The following is a 23,533-nucleotide window of genomic DNA, read 5'->3' as shown; positions in this document are numbered from 1 at the left end:
AATACGCCAAGGCGCATTTGATACTAGATAGGAGATTATCAATATGGAAGTTACAGTACATCCCTACGGAAAGCATGATAACCAAGAAGTTCAAGCTTATACGTTAAAAAATGACCACGGGCTAAGCGTTACCTGCATTGACTATGGTTGCATTATTACGGAAATCCTCGCTCCAGATCGAAACGGTGCACAGGAGAATGTTGTACTCGGATTCGATAGCCTGGATGGATATCTTGCAGACCAAACCTATCAAGGGACGATTGTGGGTCGGATTGCAGGCCGTATTAGAGGTGGCGAATTTGAGCTAAACGGTAAAACATATTCATTAGATAAAAATGAAAAACCAAACCATATCCATGGTGGAGTAAAAGGGTTTAGCAAAGTCATGTGGGATTCCACTATTATAAAGGAAGAAAATCATGTCGGCGTTGAGTTTAAGTATGTCAGTAAGGACGGTGAAGGTGGCTATCCTGGAACGATTGAAATGACAGTCACTTATTCACTCAATAATGAAAATGAATTATCGATCTCTGCAGTAGGTGTTCCTGATGCAGACACTATTTTAAATATCACAAATCATGCTTATTTTAACCTATCAGGTAACATGAAAAATGATGTGCTTGATCATGAACTTACAATTAATAGTAGTAAGTTTCTCGAATTAGACCAAGAGTTTCTTCCTACTGGTGAACTCCTTGATGTCACTGGCACTGTTTTTGATTTTCGAGAAGGTCGAAAAATAGCAGACGGCCCGAATTCAGCTGATGAGCAGATTGCCATTGTCGGTCAAGGATATGACCATCCATTTTTGCTCGATGAAAAATTGGTTACGCTTTATGACGAAGCATCCGGTCGCCTATTGAAGGTAGAAACGAACCAGCCTGCCGTTGTCGTATACTCAAGCAACACAATGAAAGGATTTAAAATGCGCGATGGTAGTGCACGTCCGTATTTTGGCGTTTGCCTAGAAACACAAGCACCACCTGATGCAATCCATCATCCGAACTTCCCATCCACGATCGTCAAAAAGGGTGGAGAATACAATTGGGAAACGAAGTACACATTCTCGGTGAATAAATTCCGGTGAAACTGTATTTGGGCTAAAACCATTTCCCGAGCGCGTTTCCATAAAACTCAGGACATTTTTAATAGAAAGGAGATGAAACATGGCAACAATAAAAGATATTGCGGAAAAAGCGGGTGTCTCTATTGCAACGGTATCAAGAGTGCTCAACTATGATTCCAGCTTATCTGTCAGTGATGAAACTAAAAAGAGGATCTTTGAGATTGCTGAGGCGCTTTCTTATAAAAAACGTTCCACTAAAAAGTCATCTTCTGCTCGGATTGGCATTCTCCTTTGGTACACGGAAAAAGAGGAGCTCAACGATCTCTATTACATGTCGATTCGTCTTGGGATTGAGCAGCGTTGTGAGCAGCATGGTATCCAAGTAGCGAATTTTTACAATAGCATTGACAGCATGAAGCAAGAGGAGTTTCAGGGAATCATTGCGGTTGGTAAGTTCAGCACAAATCAAATTGATGAGCTATCGAAATTGGCCGAGCACATCGTGTTTGTTGATTCAAACCCTGATGAGGATGTGTACGATGCGGTTGTTGTGGACTTTGAAAAAGCGACCCGAACGGTGTTGAAGCATTTTATCGAGAATGGTCATACGAATATTGGCTATCTTGGTGGCCGTGAGGAATTCAAAGATCACTCTGCTGAAATTGAAGAAATACGAGAAAAAACGTTCAGAACCTATCTTGCCGAAGCCAATCTACTAGATGAGAGCAATATTTATATAGGAAGCTTTACGGTCGAGGACGGTTACCAGTTGATGAAACAGGCGATCGTAGAAAAAGGAGACAATCTCCCAACGGCTATTTTTGCTGCTAATGACTTGATTGCAATCGGTGCATTGCGTGCATTAAATGAAGAAAAACTCGCCGTGCCGGACCGTGTAAGTCTAATTGGGGTCAATGATATTAGCGTCTCCAAATACGTCTTCCCGCCACTGTCAACGGTCAAAGTCCATACCGAAGTCATGGGTGAAACCGCCGTCGACACGATTCTTGAACGGATTTCTGGTAGACAAATCGCAAAAAAGGTATTCATTACTACTAAATTAGTGATACGAGAAACCTAGTCAACCAACTGACTAGGTTTTTTACAATCCAATATAATAGGAAAGAAAGATTACCAACTTTCCCTATAACAACCACGAAACTCCTAGAGAATTAAGTCGAATTCTCGTACCTTTTCCTTACCTATTCACCAGCATTTACCACTTCAAATAATCATTCTTCGAAAATAAAATCCTATTTTACAAAAACATTACCTCATTTTAAGAGGAAGACGAAATTATTCCTTCACACGAATGAAAGTGCTTACAAGAAAATTTAAGGCGCCGAATACTGTCAAGTTACATTTATGTTACAAACATTAATGATAAAAGGACTAATTTCCTACTAATTGTAATAAAGGGAGTCAAGAGGCTTGAAACCAAGATATTATGTCGAGGGATATCAACGTTCTTCAGTCTAATGAATTTCTCAAAAGTACTAGTGGGGTAGTACACCTTATGTAGTAAGTGGCTCCAAAAGAAACGACAATTTGTAGAAAAATGTAGAATAAACAGGTCTTTCGTCTCGGTTATTAAGTTGGTTGAATATTCTGGAAAAATTGACCTAATCCTAAATATCAAGTAATTTTTAGTATATATCTGGAAAAAATGTGACCGTACTATGTCAATTTTGCCCCGTGTAAGGGCATTGCACTATATAAAACTTATTTACGATAAGCAGGTGATTTTTATGGGAATTAGTGTTTCGGCAGCAATTTCACAGGCAAACCAACTTCGCAATTATGCCACACAGCTTCGGAATCTAAAAACCTCTTTAAATGGGTTTCAAGGAAATATCAATTCAGCTTGGCAGGCAACAGAGGTTCAGTATATCAACCAAGCGATCGCCGAGATTAACCGAGAGTTAAATTCGATTGCCTCTAAACTAGACTCTGTTGCTCCAGACATCATATCTGTTGCAAACCAAATTAAGCGAGAAGAAGAAGCAGCTGCTCGTGCAGCAGCGGAAGCGAGAAGAAAGGCTGAAGAAGAAGCACAAAAAAGAGCTGACGCAAGGGCACCGCATCTTCGTTAAATCTAATACTTTTGCTGTCGTGGTAATGTGTGTTTTCTTTTGCTTTTCTTAGTCAAACGTTTGAATTGCATGCAATGAAGGGCGGTAAAAAGCCTTGCTTATACTCAAAAAATTAGTTCAATACCTCTCCTTATTTTGTGTGATGATTTTTTATATCGAGGCCTTGGAGAGTATCTATATTGGGAATATTACGGGCGGTTTAATTATGCTCATCATCTTATTTCTATTAAACTATCGGATTTTAAAATGGATGAGTAAGTACCCTGTCTCATACCCAGGGTTGTATTTTTTGAATGGAATATTAACCCTGATTAGTATTATTTTCATCATTTATTTACTAATTTTCATAACCGGTAGACGTACTTTTGACGATGTTGTAGGTTACTTCATCCTTATAACTGGTCTGATATCTGCTGTGTTTTGGTGGAATTTTAATATTTTAGAAGTATTTAGAAAGAAAAAAGGGAAAAGGGATACGTCCCTAAGGTTTCAAAAGAAGTCGTTTAAAAAGTAGTTTTTTAAACGTACTTATTGATAGGAGAGATTTGCTTTGATATTAACTCTATTTGATCGGGAAAAGGCATTTACATATGTACTGCCAGAGCGCATCACAGGCCGCTATATCTTAACCTCTGAAGATGCTCATGGGGAACCGAAAGATTTAATTGCCATCGAGGCAGAAGATGGCAAATGGTTCTTGAAATCGAACAAGTCGGCATTTTTGGCAAGTGATAAGCAAGAAATACTTGTCAAACAGGAAATAGAGCCGTTTAAAACATACTCGATTTCACGGAACAATGATGCATCTGCTCTCCTTTATGTAGAGCCACCGACAAACGATCGAAATGAGTTTACAAAGCATGAGGTGACGGGAAGTAGCATTCGGATTGGTCGAGGCAATGACAGCCACATCCGATTTTCGAATAAGCTTGTCTCTAGTTCCCACTGCGTGATTCAGTATGATGCACAAGGCCATGCGATCATTCGTGACAACAATAGTTCGAACGGTACATATGTCAACGGAGAACGTGTGACGGAGAAAGTTCTTTCAACAGGTGATGTTATTTACATCATGGGATTGAAGATCATTTACAACGGCAAGCTCTTATCTCTGAATAACCCACATCAATTAGTATTTTTAGACCGAAATGCGTTTCGTCCGTTTGAAGTGCAAAAGCCGATTATAGAAGAAGAGGAGCCACTTGACGATTTCGAAACCGAGGAATTAAATGATGACCTCTTTTATCGTTCACCACGTTTTAAGCGGGATATTAAAAGGACAGAAATTAGAATCGACCCACCGCCTTCGAAGCCGAATATCGATGAGACTCCATTGATGTTCATCCTCGGACCTTCTCTCACAATGGGAATGGCATCCTTGTCCATGGGGATATTTATGCTAAATAACGTACTGGCACGCGGCGAAAGTCTTACATACGCGATGCCGACATTGATCATGTCCTTTAGTATGTTGATCGGAACAGTGCTTTGGCCAATTTTAACGAAGAAATATGAGAAGAAGCAGCGGATAAAGCTTGAAGGCAAACGTCAGGAAAAATACTCAAAATACATTGAAGAAATGGCGCAGGAGATAGAAGAAGAATGTCAACGTCAAAGTGAAATTCTTCATGAAAACCATGTCGCCCTCCAAAATTTAATTTCACGAATTACAATGCGAAAAAGAAATCTGTGGGAGCGCGCCATTGGTCAAGATGATTTCCTTAAGGTTCGTCTTGGGATTGGCGATCTTCCATTAAATGCAGAGCTAAAATACCCTGAGAAGAAATTCACCCTAGAGGACGACAACCTCCAGGATGAACTCTATAAATTGGTTGAGACACCTCACATTTTAAAACAGGTGCCCGTAACCTTAAGTTTTGTTGAGGAGTATGTCAGTGGGGTGATTGGACGCCGCAGTCGCGTGCAGGATTTTGTGAAGGGACTTATTTTTCAATTAACAGCCTTACATAGTTATGACGAGCTGAAGCTAGTGTTTCTTTACGACAAAAATGAGGAAGAGTATTGGAAGTTTGCGAGATGGCTACCACATGTATGGGATGAAGCGATGCAGATTCGTTATATCGCAACAGATGCGACTGAGGTGAAGGAGCTGTCTTCCTATTTTGAAAAGGAAATTGCCTACCGCGCAAGCCTTGATGAGGCAGAGATACAGGACCTTGACCAGCATTATTTGATTTTCTCCATGAGTAAGTCACTCGCATCAAGGGCTGAGATGATCAACCTCCTTTTAGAGGAAAATAAGAACATTGGAATTAGCCTTGTCACGTTATACGATGAGCTTAAAAATTTACCGAAGGAATGTACGATGGTTGTCGAGCTTGCGGATGATATGTCCAAAATTTATGACAAGGACGACATTTCCGGTTTGTACACTGCATTTGATGCGGAATTTTATGAGCGTGAGGATGCGGAAGAGGTTGCGATTCGCCTAGCGAACATCCAGCTTGCATCCTCCGTTGAGGCATACACGCTACCAGACATGATTACGTTCCTTGAGATGTTTGGTGTAAGTAAAATCGAGCACTTGAACGCATTGACTCGTTGGAAGGAAAACAACCCTGTGCTCTCCATTGAAACACCAATTGGGGTCGACACGATGGGTGAGTCGTTCAAATTAGACCTTCATGAAAAATACCACGGTCCACACGGGCTGATTGCTGGTATGACCGGGTCTGGTAAGTCTGAGTTCATTATGACGTTCATTTTATCGCTTGCGGTGAACTATCACCCAGATGAGGTTGCCTTTATTTTAATCGACTATAAGGGTGGCGGAATGGCGAACGCCTTTTTAAATCTGCCGCATTTAGCTGGAACGATTACAAACCTCGATGGGGCAGCGGTGAAACGCTCGTTGATTTCAATCCAAAGTGAGCTAAAGCGTCGTCAGTCCATTTTCAGTGAGACGAGTCGACGTATGAATACAAGTAATATTGACATTTATAAATACCAAAAGCTGTACCGTGAAGGCTTAGTGAGTGAGCCGCTTCAGCATTTATTCATGATTTCCGATGAGTTCGCCGAGCTAAAAACCCAGCAACCTGAGTTCATGGAGCAACTGGTGAGTGCGGCTCGTATCGGACGAAGCTTAGGTGTCCACTTGATACTAGCTACTCAGAAGCCTTCTGGTGTCGTGGACGATCAAATTTGGAGTAACTCGAAATTCAGAATCAGTCTGAAGGTACAGGAAAAAGCCGATAGTATGGAAGTCATCAAGCGACCAGATGCTGCCGAGCTATCAACGACCGGTCGTTTTTACCTGCAAGTGGGGTATAACGAGTTGTTCGAGCTTGGTCAATCGGCATGGGCTGGGGCACCGTATTATCCATCCGATAAGATTGAAAAACGGGTGGATGAAAGCATTCGTGTCATTGACCACCTAGGTCGTGTCATCAAAAGTGCAAAAATTGACCGTAAAACGATGGTGAAAAACCCACCGAAGCAAATTGATGAAGTCACAAAGTACTTAGAAACTCTAGCAAAACAGGAAAATATCAAAGTCAAGCAGCTATGGCTCGAGCCGATACCTGCAAGGATCTATTTAGATCAGTTAGTTGAAAAATACAGTGAAGAAACAACGAATCGCTTTGAACTGAACCCTGTGATTGGGGAATATGACGATCCGGCGAACCAACGCCAAAATGTTATGAGACTACCAATCACACAGGATGGCAATACTATCATCTATGGAGTTGCCGGTAGCGGTAAGACCACGTTCATTGCAACGTTAATGTACTCGCTAATGGAATCCCATACGCCAGATGAGCTACACGCTTATTTACTAGATTTTAGCTCGGAGACGTTAAGTTGGTTCCGTGATGCGCCACATATCGGGGATGTTCTGTTATCCCATGATAGTGAGAAGATTGATAATCTCTTTAAAATGCTTAACAGCGAAATTGAGAAACGTAAAAAGCAGTTGTCCAATTATGGCGGTGATTTGCAGACATACAATCGTCTGTCAGAGGATGGCCTACCATCGATTGTAATTGTAATTCACAACTATGCTGCGTTCTCTGAAATGTACGAGTCACACGAAGAGGCAATCTCTTTCCTCACCCGTGAAGGAACAAAGTATGGCATTTATTTTATCGTGACCGCGGCACATACCGGCGCGGTTCGTTACCGCTTGATGCAAAACTTCAAGCAACTGTATGTGTTACAGCTTAATGACACATCTGAATATTCAGCTGTACTTGGAAATGTGGACGGCGTCTTCCCATCGAAGCACAAAGGTCGAGGCATTTTCAAAGCGGACAGTGTGTATGAATTCCAAGTGGCCCTCATTACCGAGGGTGTTGAGGACATGTACCAATACATTACGGACTACTGTCGCAACCTGCGTGACAATTGGGGCAAGGGTGCTGCGAAACGAATTCCAGTCTTGCCTGAAAAAGTAGATATTGAGTATCTACAAGATGAAATTCAGTACAACAAGTCAAGTAAACTACCGGTTGGTGTTGAAAAAGAGTCCCTCGCTATCACGTATTTTGATTTCGGTGATTCACCTGTAAATCTAGTCCTTGGCAGTAGCAGCGATGCCTGCTTAGAAGTGATGCAGGGAATTTCAGAAATTGTTACGAAGAATGAGAAAAATGAAGTGATTGTGATCGACCCGAATGGGGAACTGATTGAAGTTGGTGGAAAACATGTTTCTAGTCCAACGGAGATTGAGGAAACGGTCGTTGAGTTGTTTAACACACTAGTATTCCGCAACAACACAATGAAGGATGCAATTGCGGAAGGAACGACACCACCAGTTTTCGAACCGCTTTACTGCATCGTTCATTCCTTCAACGACATGTTGCTGATGTTATCCGAGGATGGTCAAGATAAGCTGAAGGTATTCTTAGAACGAATTGACGGACTCAATGTCTTTATGATCATCTCAGACCGCGCCGATGCACTGAACTCAGTTGCATTTGAGCCTTGGTTTAAAAAGCAAGTCTCACTTAGCGACGGCATCTGGGTTGGAAACGGAATTACTGATCAATTTTTATTAAAAGTTTCAAAAGTCACAAACAGCATGTACCAAGAGATTCCAGAAGACTTCGGATATGTGCTCACTAAAGGAAAACCAAAGTTAGTCAAGTTATTGACGGGTTCGGCAGTTCGTGAAGAGGAGGCAGTTTTCAATGGATAAAGTGTTGGTCGAAGTATTCATTCCAGCAGCCGGTGAATCCTACGACGTCTTCATCCCGGCCCAAAGCAAGCTCTATGAAGTAACCTTTTTACTCGCAAACACCATGACCGAGCTATCCAACGGCTACTTCGTCGCAACCGACACCACCGTGGTGTGCGACCGCGAAACCGGAAAGATCTTCGACATTAACCAAACAGTGGAAGAACTAGGATTTATGAACGGGAAGAAATTGATGCTGGTTTAGATTGGGGTTAGAGCTGAATTTTGGCTTAGGGCATAATGAGTTGGAGTTAGGGCAGAATTCCCGGCGGGTAGGGCACAATTCTTGAAAGTTAGGGAACAATTAATCGGAGTTCGGGCACTATCCCCGCCGCCAGCTCAAACGGAAATGACGGCTTTGTCCGATATATTGAAAAGTTTGTCCGATATCTTGCCGAAAATGTCCGATAAACTCAAAACTATGTCCGATATCTCAAAAAAGCGGGCCTGGGCCACTTCGAAAAAGGGTCCCGCCCCCCGCCAGCCTAAGTCAACAATGTCCAACAAACAATTTTTACTAGGAATCAAAGTCATTTTTACGTAAGGAAGGTGCAAAATGAGGTTACAAAAGAGGGTAGTCTTATTCCTTCTTCTATTCATTCTCATAATAGGAGGAACAGGGTGTATGAGTTCGAGTAATGCGAGTACCGAGGAAAAAGCAATCCAGTATTTAGAGGAGAAGTATGACAAAGAATTTGAGGTCATGTTTGCAAAAGAGGGAAGTAAACTTTTTCAGGATTTATATGGGGGAGATAAAGTGGTTGTTCACCCCAAGGATGATTCTGAGGCAATTTTCCTAGTTGAGGAAGCGAACACCGAAGGCGATTTAATGGATAGTTATATTCCAGCAAAATGGGGGCAAGAATTGCAGAGCAAGCTTGCAGATAGCATTGAAAACGAATTGCCTGAGGATAGTCCATATAAGCTTACATTTCATGTGAATTCAAAAGAATTCGATCCATCAATGGCTAGTATGACAGTGGATGAATACTTATCACAGAATAAAAATGTAAGAGTCGTGTTGACTGCGGGTATAAAATCATCTGGGGAACCTGATGTGAATGCCTATAGTCAAGGTATCTTTAACCTTTACAATCTTCTAAAAGGACTTGGTGTGGAATCCTATATTGTTTCAGTTGGGTTCGTTGATTCATCTGAAGATATCTCAGAGTATATTCGCACAATTAATGTGAATAACATGGGCTGGTCTAATTTAAATGCTAAGGTTTATGGTGAACTTGGTTTGGATGAGAGAAATAATCCTGACAATCCGAGCGAAAGTTTTGACCCTACTTTAATCCTTAACAGTGAAAATAACGTGGTCGAAAATTACACGCCTTTTGAGGGGTGAGGAAGATGTCGCTATCTAATTTAAGTGAAAAGGAAAAATATCTTTTACTACAGCTTTCGTACTATGACCTAGATTTAAGAAAACCAATTAATGAAAAAAAACCTCTAACCATCGAGGATATGATTAAGTCGATCGAATATCAGAATAAACCGGATGCATCGGATACTAATTTTGCTGAAATAAAGAAGTATCTGCACCAAAATAGTGATTCCCCACTCCATGACGTTAAGCTGGTAGGATATCAAAATAATAACCCTACTACAAGTAATAATTCAGGTGGGAATTCCCATACCGGATTTGTAGGCTATGCTTTTACCGATAAGGAAGGGAACGGTACAGCTGTTTATCGAGGCAGTGAAGATTTAACAAATGTCGCTCACATAGCAACAGACTGGGTATCCAATGTTGAGGCTGGTCTTGGAGTAACGATCCAGCAGCAAAGGGAAGCAAATGAATTTTATGAACGATACATTAAAGGTCTAGATGGGGAACAGTATGTATTTGGCCACTCGAAGGGTGGAAATTTGGCGGAATTCGTACTTGTCAATAATCTAGAGGATGAAAAATTGACTTCTTATATTGTGAATGGTGCACCTTTATATTATTGGACTCTAACACAGGAGCAAAGAGATGCATTAAGTAGTCGAAATACATTTATCGTACACGAGGGTGACTTCGTTTCGTCCCTAGGATACGCACCTTATGTGGATAAAACAGTTAAATTAAATAGCACTGAAGAAGGTCTTATGTATGCACATGGACTTGATAGTGTTGATTTTACCCCAGGTGGAGACTTTAATAATGCATCTGATGGTGCTTCACTAGTACGTGATATTGCAAATCCAGTTGCTGGAGCCATTTTTCTAGCGGTTTCACTTCATCCAAAAGTATTGGCATATCGAGCAGCAGCGGCGATTCGCGATGCTACTTTATACATCTTAGAAGCTGCACAAAGAGGACTTGAAAAAGCAGTTAACTGGGTGAAAGATCAAGCAACAAAATTTATTGCGAAAGTAAAAGAACTTTCACAACAGGTGAAAAACGAAATTAACCAATTCATCACGAATGTGGCAACGAAGGCGGCAATACTTTTTGTAAAAGTAGCAGCAAAGATTGGTGGTTACTTCCCAGTTGAACCATACCTGAAAGTCAATGTTGCAAGGCTCTACTACTATGCACAACGACTTGAAAGTATCAAGCGCCGAGTGAATGCACTTAATAATCAGATTGACTCTCTATACTGGGAGGTTGACCTTCTAGATATCCGTCATGTGTTGAGCGCCGATATTTTAACGTCCTTCTCATACAGGCTCAATCAAAACATTAACTACCTAAATACGGCTGCCCGGTTACTAGATGCGAACGAAACGAAGCTAGTCGGAAAGGCAAGGATTATTCAATAGCTATGAAAATAGTAAAAATAACGATGTTACTATTTTTCTTTATGGGAGTTGTTGGCTGCAGTAACACTGAAGAAAAAGCACTTCAGTATTTGGAAGATAAATATGCTGAAGAATTTGAGGTTATGTGGGTGAATGATGATCTCGTTACTGTTCATCCAAAGGGTAAAACAGATGTGGTTTTTTCAATCCAAGAAGATGGCAATGGTTATGTTGACACATACCTGCCAGCAAAATGGGCTCAAGAGTTACAGGAAAAGCTAAAGGTTGATATCGAAAAAGAGCTTCCTGCCAATTCTGAATTTAAACTTGTTTTAAGTAGAACAAGTTTTAACGAATCCATGGCTGATATGAGTATTAATGAACTAATAGAGCAAAACAAGAATATGGGTGTTGATTTAGTTGTAGGGATTAAGACAGCGGGAGAACCTGATATTAATCAATATAGTCAAGGTCTTTATAATCTATATAATCTCTTAAAAAGTCTTGGATTAAAGAATTATTTAATTTCTGTTGGGTTTGTTAATAATTCTGAAGATATTTCAGAGTTTATCCAAACATCTTATGTCAATAATATGAGCTGGTCAAATTTAGACGCTACCGTATACGGAGAATTAGGAATTGATGAAAGACATAATGCAGATTATCCTAGTACATTGGTAGACCCTAATTTGATTTTAAAAGATGTGGAAGATGTAGAAAAACATTATCAGAAGTTCTAAGGATCAGAGATTTTAAATTGTAAGGGAGGTAACCCAATGAAACCTCATGTTCGACGAAAGATTAATAGCATTATTTATGAGATCAATGCCATCTCAAGGGAACTTGATGAAATCTCAAATGGTCTCAACCGTGAATTCAAAGGGATTGGCTCTACAAAAAGTGCATCAAGCTTGCAGAGTGCAGCGGACAAATACCGCAGAGTCGGGAATGACCTTAGAAGGATTTAAGTTATATAGAATTCTAGATTACTAGACCACTGCAATCCAAAGTTCTCTCGGCCAAAACCGAGTTAACTCATACATATCTCATTTTAAGGAGGTGAAAAAACAATGGCACGTTCAATCACAGTTGATCCAGCGAAATTAGACACTGCGGCTACTAAAATTGACCAACAATCTGCTGACTATGAGAGACTTTACAAGGCTCTTTACACAGAGGTTGAGGGCATGGGTGCTGCGTGGCAAGGTACTGATAACCAGGCATATGTTTCTCAAATCAAGGGCTTCATGGATGACTTCCAAAAAATGACGAACTTGATGAGACAATACTCTGAGTTCTTAAAGCTTAGCGCAAAAACATACCGTGAAACACAAAGCGAGGTAGTGAACCAAGCTCGTCGCTTAACTAACTAATCTCCATACCTATAAAACTACCAAAAAAGGAGGTGGCACGATGTCAGTTGATGGAATCAAGATTTCCCTTGGCGAGGTTAGTAAAACCGCTGGGCAAATCCGTAACCTAAACCAACAGCTTGCAACTGCACTAGAAGACATTAAGAAGGAAATGAATGGCTTATCTGCTACATGGAACTCCGATGCTTCTAATACAATTCGCGGAAACTTCAATGCGTTGGCTCCACGTTTTGAGGAGTATCGCCAAGTTATTGATAGCTATGCGAAATTTCTAGATAACACAGTTACAAACTACAACGCTGCAGAAACTGCAATCAACAATAACGCTAGCGCATTTAAATAATCCATGAGGAGGGCAATTGGCCTCGCCGGTTGTCCTCAACTCATAACTTTATTCAGGAATGGCGTGAAAAAAATCTGGGCGCAAATACGCAAATGGCGCATTTGATAAACAATGGGAGTGCAAGAAAATGATCAAACATGTTGATTTACATATTGAAAATTACGGTGTTTCGAAGTTCATATTTTACAAGGTGCCACCTGCGATTCGTGTTGATTTTACAGAAGCTGATAAGCTTAAAAACAACAAGGTTCCAGGGCTTTTGCCATGTGTTGTGATTAACAAGGAAGATGAGGGGTATTTTCGCTATGACTTAGTCTCTGAAGTGACTCTTAACCAACAGACAACAAACCCACTCACAAAGGAGCAGCTCCATAGCTATTTTTCAAATATCATCGAAACATTAATCGAAGCTGAGCGACTTGGGTTAAATGTGAACAACTTTGTTTTTGATGAGAACTACATCTTTATTGATAATTTTTCAAACAGATTAATTCTACTGTACATGCCGATTAAAAATAATATTTTTGAAAAGGTATCAATCCGGGAATACTTCACCAGTTTCTTACACTCCCACTCCTATGATGAAAATGATGACCTTGCTTTTTTTGTGCGGCTACATAATTATTTCGCAACATCTGAGGAAATCAACTTATATGCGCTTCAACAAAAGCTTAATGAGTTTCTTATGAATAAACCAACATCACCACAAAGTTTCAGAAAGCTGCCGATTCAGGATGAAGAACCCAAAACACCAAACTATTATAGTCCTAGCAGTGAAATCAAGGCATCTGAAGAAAACGGCGTGATTACTTCAGAATATAGCAGTAAAAAGGTTGATAAAAAAACAAAACAAAAGCTTGAAATCGAGGAAGAAGTTCAGTACAAGCGAATCACCCGCACCGAACTAGGCGAAGGAAATCCACTCCTTTCAGGTGGAACTTCCATCAACATCAAGCCAAATGTGGGAAGTCCAATTTCGTTTGATACAGATGAACCTGATGAGGAAGAGGGGACAACTGTCCTCACCGCTTATAAAGAGCCAGAAGAGGAAGAAGGAACAACGGCGCTGGGTGTAGGCACCAGTTTCCAACAGCAGCAGCCATTCCTACTAACGACCACTCAGGAAAAAATTATCCTATCCAAGCGAGTGTTTAAGATTGGCCGTGATCCAGGGGTTACTGATTATACATCTAACAATAAAGTCATTGGGCGTGTTCATGCGGAGGTGATTACCGAAAACGGGGAATATTTTATTGTCGACCAAGAATCGCGAAACGGCAGCTATGTAAATGGCGTCAAGCTAGTTCCTAATAACAAGGTAAAAATCAAGCACGAAGACAAAATCAAGCTTGCGAACGAAGAATACGTATTTAGGCTTTTTTAAAATACGAAGATAAAATGGTTTTTATTGTCTAGCTTCAGGCGCCATCGGCTCGAGGTCACAAGCCAATCGCTTCGGAAGGTTGGGCTTGTCTTGTGCTTGTCGCTCATGCCAGGATGGCAAGGATTCCAGCGTTAGGCACAGGACGTGCATGCCTTTAGCTGGAATTGGGGGCGCCTTACGCATTTCAAAAGAGGTGAAATAAGTGTCGTTCATACATGCATACCACACGGATGTGGGAATAAAAAAGAAAACAAACCAAGATGCGTTGCTCGTTAAGACCGCAAAAACACCGAATGGATATGTCGGAATGTTCGTCGTGTGTGACGGAATGGGTGGACTCGACCATGGGGAACTCGCCAGTGCAACAGTCGTTCGCGGGCTCTCCGACTGGTTCGAACAGAAGTTACCTGAATTACTTCATTCTGACCAACAGGATGAAGACATCCGCCAAGCGCTCGAAGTCTGTATTACGGAGCAAAATGAAAAAATCTTAGAATATGGGGACGAAACAAACACCCAGGTCGGAACAACGGTGACTGCACTCCTCATCATTCATTCGCGTTATTATATCGTACATATCGGAGACAGCCGTGCTTATCAAATTCAGCAGCAAGTGACAAGGTTGACGAAGGATCAAACCTTGGTGGAACGTGAAGTAGAGCGCGGAAACATTACACCGGAGCAAGCCCTGAAGGATCCGCGGCGCAATGTCCTTTTACAATGTGTTGGAGCGACAAGGGAGCTTGATGTCGTGATTCTAACAGGTGAGACAGAGCCAGGAACCGTGTTCTTACTTTGTACGGATGGTTTTTACCATAAGATCACGGATAAAGAGATACTTGAGGAGCTTCGTCCGAACCAATTTTTAAATGAAAAGCAATTAAAATACAAGGCGATTAAACTCGTCGATGCGGTGAAGGAACGAAAAGAGGTCGACAATATCTCAATTGTTCTTGCGCATGTAGTATGAATGGTCAAGGCCATTCATAGGAGGAATTACGTTGATTAAAATCGGAAGTTTTATAGATGACAGATACGAAATATTGAAGGAAATCGGACGCGGTGGAATGAGTATTGTCTATTTGGCGATGGACAACCGACTTAATAAGTCTTTGGTCGTCAAGGATATCCGTAAGCGCGACAACAGTAACAACGAGCTCCTCATTAATAGTCTAGTTGTCGAGGCGAACATGCTGAAAAAACTAGACCACGGTTCACTTCCAAAGATTTACGACATCATCGAATCTGAGGGTGATATCTATGTGGTCATGGACTATGTCGAGGGTGAGTCGCTCAAGCAAAAGTTGAAGCGGGAAAAAATCATCTCGGCGAAGCTTGTGATTAACTGGGCAAAGCAGCTTGCAGAGGTTCTTCATTATTTGCATACGAGAAAGCCACATCCGATTATTTACCGGGACATGAAGCCGGACAATATCATGCTTACACCGGAAGGGAAAATCAAACTGATAGACTTCGGGATTGCGCGTGAGTTTAAGGATGAGAGCCTGACCGATACGACGAATCTCGGAACGAAAACCTATGCGGCACCCGAGCAGTTGTCAGGCAAACGAACAGATGCCAGAACGGACATTTATAGCCTAGGTCTAACCTTGTATCAGCTCATAACTGGTAAAAGCCTAGCAGACCCGCCGTATGAGGTAAGGCCGATTCGCCAATGGGACCCGACCTTACCAGAGGGACTCGAGCATATCATTCTAAAATGTACCCAGGCAGAACCGGAGAACCGCTATCAAACCAGTGAGGAGCTCCTATACGATCTTGAAAATATCAACAAACTGACAGCAGGTTACCGTAAAAAAATGATGAAGCGGCTCTATCTCTTTTTGGTTCCAGCCGTATTATGCCTTGGTTTTTCAACGACGTCAGTACTTGGCTATCAAGGTATGCAAAATGAGCAATTCCAGGATTACATCGGACTAGTCAATGAATCTAGTATTTCATTAATCGAGGGCAATGATACGGAGGCAATTAAGCTTCTAGAGCAAGCCATTAAAGTCGACAAGGGACGTGCTGCTGCTTATATCAATCTGCTAGATGTGTACATTAACCGAAATGAAGTGGACACAGGACTATCGAAAATTGAGGCCTATGTGAATGACGAATACGGCAACATCCATAAGAATAGTGAGGTTCTTTTTAAACTGGGGATGACCTATTTTGACCGAAAACGCGATTACCCTGTTGCACTGAAGTATTTTAAGCAGGTGAGTGAAAAAGAAATTCCGGACGCGAGTTACTATATTACTCTTGCGACAACATTGGGCGGCATGAACATTGATTATGACCAGTTTTCTACGAATCTCTTAGAGTTCGAGTCATTCAATGACAACCTTCCAAACAACTCGAAAAAAGTGGATAACTATAATTCGCTGGCGAACATTTACATTTCTTATAAAGGTCAAATCACGGACGCCAATACGAAAGCCATCACGGTTGTCCAGAAGGCGCAGAAGGTTCTCGAGTTGGCTCCAGATGAGCAACTGCAGTTAAAATACGAGATTGAGTTCGAGCAAAAACTCGCTCAAGCCTTTTACTCAAGAGGCGTAAACTCTGGGGATCAAGTTGCTGCCCGTGACGATTTCGAACAGGCAACACTGCACTACAACAATCTTCTTGATTTGAACGTATCGAATAAGGAAGAGGTTATGATCAATATCGGTGTGATTTATCAGGAGATGGGTGAGCATTCACAAGCGGTTGAGCAATTTGAAGGAACGATTAAGGAATATCCGAAAAGCCTAAATGCATACGTGAAGTTAGGCAATCTTTTGCTAGACATTGAGCAAGGTAAACAAGAAGACAAGCGCAACTACAACAAGGCAAAGGAAGTCTTTGACAAAGCAGGAAAGCTTGAAGGCGCTAAAGACAATGAAGCCTACAAAAAACTATCCAGACGCATGAGCAATCTAAATATCAGATAGTGGGACAAAGGGACAGGTCCCTTGTCCCAGCGGCGAATTCCTAAGAAGGGGGGCTCTCAATTGGAATACCAAATTATGTTTTACGGGGGATTAGCGGGCGCTGTGGTCACGCTCATCATCTCCATCATCGTCTATATGAAACTACAAATCTCTCAGGTTTTTGCGGATATCACGGGAAACCGGTTTATGAGAAAGAAGCAAAACAGCCGCACTTCCCTTGAGGCTCATGAAACAAAACGAACAACAAGTGAAATCAAGCTTCGGAAAAAAGATGATCCAGTTGCAGCATCAGTTGAGGATACAGCCCTCATGAGCCAGGGACTTGAACCGACCTCATTACTTGAGGAAAGTTCACAAGCACCGACGGAATTGTTGGTAGAAGAAACTTCACTTCTATCAGAGGAAACGGCTCTCTTACAGGATGACGATGAGACGACATTGCTAGTCGGGGATGACGAAACAACGATTCTCCTTGAAGGCGATGGCGAAACCGCAATCCTCACTGAAAAAGAAGAAGAATCCGATTTCCAAATCGAAGTCGATGTCATGATAGTCCATACAAATAATGTAATTAACTTTACTCAGCAGAAGTCCCCTGCTTCTTCAATAAGGGGATGAATGTAAAAGGAGTAAACACTACTGCTGGGGTTAAACCCTGGCTGAGTAAAGTTAATGCCCCGGCGGATGCCACGATTTTTTAAAGGAAGTTTTTCGATCAGTAAGTTCAAAGACTAAAAACGCCACATCCTGTGGCAACGTCTTTATGACCCACTTCCTGTGGGCCTAAAAATCGGGCGCAAATACGCCAAGGCGCATTTGATAATAAAAGGAGCGTAGTAAAGTGATAGCAATGATTTCAAAAAGCTACCGAAAAAACAAATCGGTACTCTGGTTACCGATTGCATTGGTTATGGTGCTTTCGGTAGTACTGTTTAGCCTGAACGTATCATCCCAGGTTGAAACAAAGCAGTATATAAAATATAACAATGAACAATGGGAAATTGGGAAAAAGTTCTCAAATGAATGGTACATAAATGGAGACACCTTTCAAGTCCAGGTTGATTTAAGTGAGGACTATGAGAATTACCTAAAGCCAAAAGAAACACCGGAGGAGCCGGAAAATCCTGACGGAACTGAAACAGCTGAGGAAACGGCAACTCCAGTAGCAGGTGAGGTACCTGAAGGTGGGTCACCTTTTGATGTAGAAGTAAAGAAAGGACCTGGAAATGCAACTATTACCCCAATCACAGATGGCGGATTTAAAGGTCTGTATAAAGTAACCATCTCTGGTGCCAATCATAAAGATGGTGATATCCCGATGGAAATCACCTTTAAAGATGACACATGGGTAGTTGATCCACCAAACAATTCTACTTTTAGTGTAATAAAAGACACTACGGCACCAATAGTTAATTTATCAGGTGCATATGAGGGCGGGTTTTTTGAGCATACAGTCAACCTTCAAATTGATGTAAAAGAAGAAAATTTCTCAGAAGATAAAGTAGATATAAAGGTTAAAAAAGATGGCTCAGATTTCCAAACGCCTTCAACCGAATGGGATGGGAAGAAAGCTTCTATTGCATTTGACCAAGTTGGGAAATATGAAGTAACAGTAACCGCTAAGGATAAGGCTGGAAACGTAAGTGACACTAAGTCCATCTCCTTTGCAAATGTCAGCAAGGTTGCGCAATTGGCCATTAAAAATAAAACGGAAAATGATTTTTATAACGATGGAGTAAATATCGTTATCACTAATCCACTCTTTATCGAGTCAGCGAAGCTCACCTATACGAAGGATGGCGGCGAGCCACAGACTGTGGATATGGAAATTAAAAATTCCCTTTCTTCTAAGACAGCAACTTACACTCTAACTGAAGCAGGAAAATATGAATTTAGTGCAAAGATAACAGACTATTGGAGACCAACTGGGTTTGATCTCGGAACCTATGAAAATATCATTATCGACAAGACAGCACCTGAATTAACAATTAGTGGTGTTGAAAATGGTGGCAAATATACAGAATCTAAGGACATCATAATTTCAGCAACTGACACATATTTAGATCAAAACAAATCCGTTTTAAAATTAACGAAAAACGGAAAAGTTCAAACAATCACTGGAAAAGAAGCTCTTGAAAAACGCAACTTAACAGATGGAGTATACTCTGTTGAACTAAGTGTGTTTGATAAAGCAGGGAACGAAACAAAATCCCCAGCACTCAATTTTACAATTGATACCAAGAAGCCAGAATTAAAGATTTCAGGAGTTGAAACTGGGAAGTATTATCCTGAAAACCAAACTGTTCGTTTTTCAGTTGAAGATCTTACACTTGATTTAGCGAAAACAACACTTGTTGTAAAGCACAACGATACCGATTATGAGGAAGAAATCAAATTAAAACAGAATGGTACAGTGGCTGAAGCAAGTCATACGTTTAAAACTGAAGGAAAATACACAATCGAGTTAAATGCAACAGACCAATTTGGAAATGATGCAGACAAAATCACGAAAACATTCACACTCGACAAAACGAAGCCAACTGTTTCTCTTACTGGCGCTGAAAATAATAAGAAGTACAACCGTCAAGTAGATGTGGAGATTGTAGGAGAAGACACAAACAAAGATGATAGCAAGACCATTTTAACAGTAACAAAAGATGGGAAATCAGAAACGTTTGAAGGTAAAAAGGCACATGAGAAACATAGCTTTAAACAAGAAGGTGTCTATGAACTCAATGTAGACTACTTTGATAAAGCTGGAAACAAAGCTGATTTTTCAACGATTACATTTGTTATCGACAACTCGAAGCCAGAGGTTGATATTACGGGTGTAAATGAAAATGAGTTCGCGAATACAGACAAAGAAGTCAAGTTTACGGTTGAGGACTCACATATCGACCTAGACAATATTGAACTATCTATTACGAAGGATGGCAAGGCTTATCCGACGGATGAAATCAAATTCAAGAAACAAAGGAACCGATACGCTGAGGCAGAGCATACATTTACCGGCGATGGCGTTTATGTTGTAAAACTCAAGTCAACTGATGAAGCAGGAAATATTTCAGCAGAAAAAGAAGTTCGTTTTACAATCGATAAAATCAAGCCTGAGATTGTTGTAACAAACATCGGAGAAGATGGCAGATACAATGATAATCGTGAAGTAACCATTACGGTAACTGACCTAAATATGGGTGAGTCAAATGCAACAGTTAAGTACAATGGGGAGTCATATGAGATTGACCCACTCGTACTTGATGGCAAGATGGCAACAACTAAACACACCTTCACTGAAGAAGGGGTTTACGAGCTTCACGTCGTTTCAACGGATAAAGCAGGAAACGAAAGCTCAGAAACTATAAAATTCACGGTCGATAAAACAGGACCTGCGATTAAATACTCGATTAAAGATGGTACGTATTTTAATGATAAAAAAGTGAGCCTAACTGTTACTGTCGATGACTACACACCATTTGTTCCTGAAATCACAGTGAAAAATGGGGATAAAGACATCAAGGTTCCAACAGACGGATGGATGAAAAAAATCGTCTGGTTAATCACTCAAGAACTAAGTGTTGAACTTGAAGACGAAGGAGTTTACTCCGTTCAGGTAAAAGCAAAGGACTACTTTGGCGCTGAAAGCACTGAGGATCTTGGCTTTACAATTGACCGCACATCACCTGAAATTCAAATCAGCGGGAATATCCCGAACGGTGGATTTGTAAAAGGTGACAATGAGTTAGTCGTAGACATCAATGACCTTCATTTTGACGAAAGTAAAAATGAAGTCCTTGTAAACGGCAAACCGGTTAAGAATGCCCAGTGGAAAGAAACTGCAAAAGGTTATCAGTTCAAACAAAGCTTTCCAGAGGATGGAGAATATGAAGTAACGGTTCGTTCTGTAGACTTTGCGGGTAACAAAGCAACGGAGAAAAAACACAATTTCACAGTGGATAACGTAAAACCGGTTATCACGATTGAAAATTTAAAAGACGGAACATTTTACGATAAAAAGAAAACAGCTACGATCAAGGTTAACGAGCTGAACTTTGCAAACAATGAAGTAGAAGTAAAAGTAAACAATAAGCCGTACGAGTGGAAAAACCAAGGTATTGAATCAAGTCTTGCGATTCCATTTAACGAAGACGGTGACTATGTGATTAAGGTGTCTTCAAAGGATGCAGCAGGCAACATTGCGGACACAAAAGAAGTGAAGTTCACTGTTGATGAAAGCTTCCCGACCCTCAAAATCACAGGTGTCGACCACATGACGAATTACAATGTTACGAAGCTAGTTTCATTTGAAGTAACGGATGCGAACATTGACAAAACTTCATTACACGTAACAAAGAACGGCAAGGAATATGAGATTCCAGCACTACAACAATCGAGAACAAAAGCGAGCTTACAACACAATTTTGCTGAAGAAGGCAGCTATGTGCTTTACTTCAATGCAACGGATAAATCCGGTAACAAAACAACGCATGAAGAAATTGCATTCATCATCGACAAAACAAATCCAGTTGTCAAAATTGACGGTGTTGATCACCAATCCTTCAATCCAACTGGCAAGCGCGTAACTGTTTCTGTTGATGAATTGAACTTTGGTACGAATTACGTAGTGCTTTCTGTAACAAAGGATGGCAAAGTATTTAATATTGGAACTTGGAAGAATAACAACAAGCTTTCAAGCTTAGGCTACAATTTTAATGATGATGGCTTGTACACCATTGCAATTAGCGCTGAAGATAAGGCTGGCAATGGTCCAATCACAGCGAACAAGACATTCACAATTGACACAACAAAGCCAGCAATTGATATTACAGGTGTTGAAAATGCAGCACACTATAACGTTGATAAGCCAGTGAGCGTGGAAATTCGTGATGTGAACTTAGATGTGAACCGCATCACCGTGACTCGAAATGGTAGAGGCTATAACGCTGGTGGATTTGGAGTAGCGAATCAAACTGCTCGACTCAGCCACAACTTTAGCCAGGAAGGTGACTATGCGATCAACGTAGAAGCGATTGACAAAGCGGGTAACCAATTCAGCAGACAGATTGCTTTTACAATTGATAAAACAGCTCCGGTCATCACACCGAAATTTAAAGGTCAAAGCCGTGTCATCAAGAATGGCGAATATATTAATGAAGTATTCACACCGGAATTTGCGCTAGACCAAGGTGAGGACACCATCGTTTCAGTAACAATGAATGGCTCAAATGTAACAGGTCGAATTCCAACGGCTACATTGGAAATGAAGTACGATTTCAGGGTTCTTGCACGAGATAAAGCAGGAAACGAGTCGACCATTGATATCAGCTTTATCCTTGATACGACAAAGCCAAACTTGAATATCACAGGCGTTATTGATGGATTCTTTAATAACAATCAAATGCCGACTGTGACCTACTCGGATCGTTACCTCGATTCAAGTCGTTCAAGTGTCACATTAAATGGACGCCCATTTGTAAATGGGGTGCAGCTAAGTGAAGAAGGAGATTACATTTTAAAAGCTGAGATCTATGATTTAGCTAACAATGTTTCTTCCCGAACAATAGTGTTTACGATTGATAAAACAGCACCAGTGATCAAATTTAAGGAAGCTATTTCTGAGGGGTACTTCAAGGAAAGCTTACTTCCTGAATTGCTCATTGAGGATTTAAATGCATATGACATCATCTCACAGACCTTGAATGGTCAGCCTTATAATCTTGGTGACCCAATTGAGGAAGAAGGAAAGCATGTGCTCTTCTTTGAGGTGAAGGACAAAGCAGGGAATATCCAACAGCTAAGTGTTGAGTTTATTATTGATAAAACTCCTCCGAAAGTCATCGTCGATGGAGTCAAGAAAAACGAAACATACCGTGACCCTGTAACTCTCTCAATCAGCCTTGATAATCCTAGTGATACACTCAAGTCTGTCATGATTAATGGAGAGCTCTTCAATGGTGAGGTAAAAGATGTGAACGGAACGAAAGTCATTTCCGTAACACTATCTGATATCAACAAATACAAGGTGGAAGTATTAGCAGAAGACGAAGCTGGTAATGAAATGAACGAAGTCGTTGAATTCGAAATCGTTGAGAAAAGCGTACTTGTAAAGTTCTATGAAAACAAACCATTATTTGCGGGCGCAATGGTAGGTCTTGTTGGAATTGCAGCAGCAGGTGCTGTCGCTCTCCGCAGAACCATCATCCGCAGAAAAGACGAGAAAGATATGTAACAAAAATGTAGGCATTCGCATTTTGCGGATGCCTGTTTTAAAGAAAGTTACTTCATTCAGCAAACCCGGCTGAATAAAGTTAAAGCCCCGGCGGATGCCACGATTTTTTAGAGGGAATTTTCGAGCGGTAAGATCAAAGACTAAGGACGCCACTTCCTGTGGCAACGTCTTTG

The 23,533-nt window shown here is 41.0% G+C and carries 16 protein-coding genes; all 16 read left to right on the top strand.

Annotation, left to right across the window (positions count from 1 at the left end; all coding sequences use genetic code 11):
- The first annotated feature begins 43 nt into the window (after positions 1-43).
- The 16 genes from NST91_RS22590 (at position 44) to NST91_RS22515 (ending at position 23,360) form a co-directional block, all read left to right on the top strand.
- Positions 44-1,087, top strand: coding sequence for an aldose epimerase family protein (locus NST91_RS22590; protein ID WP_341332942.1), 1,044 nt, complete (start codon positions 44-46; stop codon positions 1,085-1,087).
- Between the two features lie 79 nt (positions 1,088-1,166).
- On the top strand, positions 1,167-2,147 hold the full coding sequence (locus NST91_RS22585; RefSeq protein WP_121445801.1) for a substrate-binding domain-containing protein: 981 nt from the start codon (positions 1,167-1,169) through the stop codon (positions 2,145-2,147).
- A gap of 667 nt (positions 2,148-2,814) precedes the next feature.
- Complete coding sequence (locus NST91_RS22580; RefSeq protein ID WP_121445802.1) at positions 2,815-3,159, top strand: kinetochore Spc7 family protein; 345 nt, start codon at positions 2,815-2,817, stop codon at positions 3,157-3,159.
- 550 nt (positions 3,160-3,709) lie between these two features.
- Positions 3,710-8,320 (top strand): type VII secretion protein EssC, encoded by a 4,611-nt coding sequence (gene essC, locus NST91_RS22575; RefSeq protein ID WP_341332941.1) that lies wholly within the window; start codon positions 3,710-3,712, stop codon positions 8,318-8,320.
- Complete coding sequence (locus NST91_RS22570; RefSeq protein WP_099354906.1) at positions 8,313-8,564, top strand: methyltransferase; 252 nt, start codon at positions 8,313-8,315, stop codon at positions 8,562-8,564. Before essC ends, NST91_RS22570 begins: the two co-directional genes overlap by 8 nt.
- Positions 8,565-8,984: 420 nt before the next feature.
- Positions 8,985-9,710 carry a hypothetical protein gene (locus NST91_RS22565; RefSeq protein WP_341332940.1) on the top strand — a complete coding sequence of 242 codons (726 nt, stop codon included), beginning with the start codon at positions 8,985-8,987 and terminating at the stop codon, positions 9,708-9,710.
- Between the two features lie 5 nt (positions 9,711-9,715).
- On the top strand, positions 9,716-11,113 hold the full coding sequence (locus NST91_RS22560; RefSeq protein ID WP_341332939.1) for an Mbeg1-like protein: 1,398 nt from the start codon (positions 9,716-9,718) through the stop codon (positions 11,111-11,113).
- Between the two features lie 2 nt (positions 11,114-11,115).
- Complete coding sequence (locus NST91_RS22555) at positions 11,116-11,832, top strand: hypothetical protein (RefSeq protein WP_341332938.1); 717 nt, start codon at positions 11,116-11,118, stop codon at positions 11,830-11,832.
- A gap of 36 nt (positions 11,833-11,868) precedes the next feature.
- Positions 11,869-12,060 (top strand): hypothetical protein, encoded by a 192-nt coding sequence (locus NST91_RS22550; protein ID WP_099361338.1) that lies wholly within the window; start codon positions 11,869-11,871, stop codon positions 12,058-12,060.
- A 102-nt stretch (positions 12,061-12,162) separates the two neighbouring features.
- Positions 12,163-12,465 (top strand): WXG100 family type VII secretion target, encoded by a 303-nt coding sequence (locus NST91_RS22545; RefSeq protein WP_099354911.1) that lies wholly within the window; start codon positions 12,163-12,165, stop codon positions 12,463-12,465.
- Between the two features lie 40 nt (positions 12,466-12,505).
- Complete coding sequence (locus NST91_RS22540) at positions 12,506-12,808, top strand: pore-forming ESAT-6 family protein (protein ID WP_099354912.1); 303 nt, start codon at positions 12,506-12,508, stop codon at positions 12,806-12,808.
- Between the two features lie 127 nt (positions 12,809-12,935).
- Positions 12,936-14,192 (top strand): DUF6382 and FHA domain-containing protein, encoded by a 1,257-nt coding sequence (locus tag NST91_RS22535; RefSeq protein WP_341332937.1) that lies wholly within the window; start codon positions 12,936-12,938, stop codon positions 14,190-14,192.
- A gap of 202 nt (positions 14,193-14,394) precedes the next feature.
- Positions 14,395-15,162, top strand: a complete 768-nt coding sequence (locus NST91_RS22530) for a PP2C family protein-serine/threonine phosphatase (protein ID WP_341332936.1) — start codon at positions 14,395-14,397, stop codon at positions 15,160-15,162.
- A 31-nt stretch (positions 15,163-15,193) separates the two neighbouring features.
- Positions 15,194-17,134, top strand: coding sequence for a protein kinase domain-containing protein (locus tag NST91_RS22525; RefSeq protein WP_341332935.1), 1,941 nt, complete (start codon positions 15,194-15,196; stop codon positions 17,132-17,134).
- Positions 17,135-17,194: 60 nt separating this feature from the next.
- The gene (locus NST91_RS22520) at positions 17,195-17,752 is read left to right on the top strand and encodes a hypothetical protein (RefSeq protein ID WP_341332934.1); all 558 of its coding nucleotides are present in this window, start codon (positions 17,195-17,197) and stop codon (positions 17,750-17,752) included.
- Between the two features lie 232 nt (positions 17,753-17,984).
- A complete protein-coding gene (locus NST91_RS22515) occupies positions 17,985-23,360 on the top strand; it encodes an Ig-like domain-containing protein (RefSeq protein WP_341333589.1) in 5,376 nt (1,791 codons plus the stop codon).
- The last annotated feature ends 173 nt before the right edge of the window (positions 23,361-23,533 follow it).

Origin of the sequence: Ferdinandcohnia sp. FSL W7-1320, from assembly GCF_038050315.1 — a bacterium.
GTDB classification, from domain to species: Bacteria; Bacillota; Bacilli; order Bacillales; family Bacillaceae_L; genus Ferdinandcohnia; species Ferdinandcohnia aciditolerans.
Note: the sequence above shows the minus strand (reverse complement) of the source record. Positions and strands in the feature narration are given on the sequence as shown.

Coding starts and splice junctions, on each gene's coding strand:
- NST91_RS22590 (WP_341332942.1), top strand. CDS start 44: ATGGAAGTTACAGTACATCCCTACGGAAAGCATGATAACCAAGAAGTT.
- NST91_RS22585 (WP_121445801.1), top strand. CDS start 1,167: ATGGCAACAATAAAAGATATTGCGGAAAAAGCGGGTGTCTCTATTGCA.
- NST91_RS22580 (WP_121445802.1), top strand. CDS start 2,815: ATGGGAATTAGTGTTTCGGCAGCAATTTCACAGGCAAACCAACTTCGC.
- NST91_RS22570 (WP_099354906.1), top strand. CDS start 8,313: ATGGATAAAGTGTTGGTCGAAGTATTCATTCCAGCAGCCGGTGAATCC.
- NST91_RS22565 (WP_341332940.1), top strand. CDS start 8,985: ATGAGTTCGAGTAATGCGAGTACCGAGGAAAAAGCAATCCAGTATTTA.
- NST91_RS22560 (WP_341332939.1), top strand. CDS start 9,716: ATGTCGCTATCTAATTTAAGTGAAAAGGAAAAATATCTTTTACTACAG.
- NST91_RS22555 (WP_341332938.1), top strand. CDS start 11,116: ATGAAAATAGTAAAAATAACGATGTTACTATTTTTCTTTATGGGAGTT.
- NST91_RS22550 (WP_099361338.1), top strand. CDS start 11,869: ATGAAACCTCATGTTCGACGAAAGATTAATAGCATTATTTATGAGATC.
- NST91_RS22545 (WP_099354911.1), top strand. CDS start 12,163: ATGGCACGTTCAATCACAGTTGATCCAGCGAAATTAGACACTGCGGCT.
- NST91_RS22540 (WP_099354912.1), top strand. CDS start 12,506: ATGTCAGTTGATGGAATCAAGATTTCCCTTGGCGAGGTTAGTAAAACC.
- NST91_RS22535 (WP_341332937.1), top strand. CDS start 12,936: ATGATCAAACATGTTGATTTACATATTGAAAATTACGGTGTTTCGAAG.
- NST91_RS22515 (WP_341333589.1), top strand. CDS start 17,985: ATGATTTCAAAAAGCTACCGAAAAAACAAATCGGTACTCTGGTTACCG.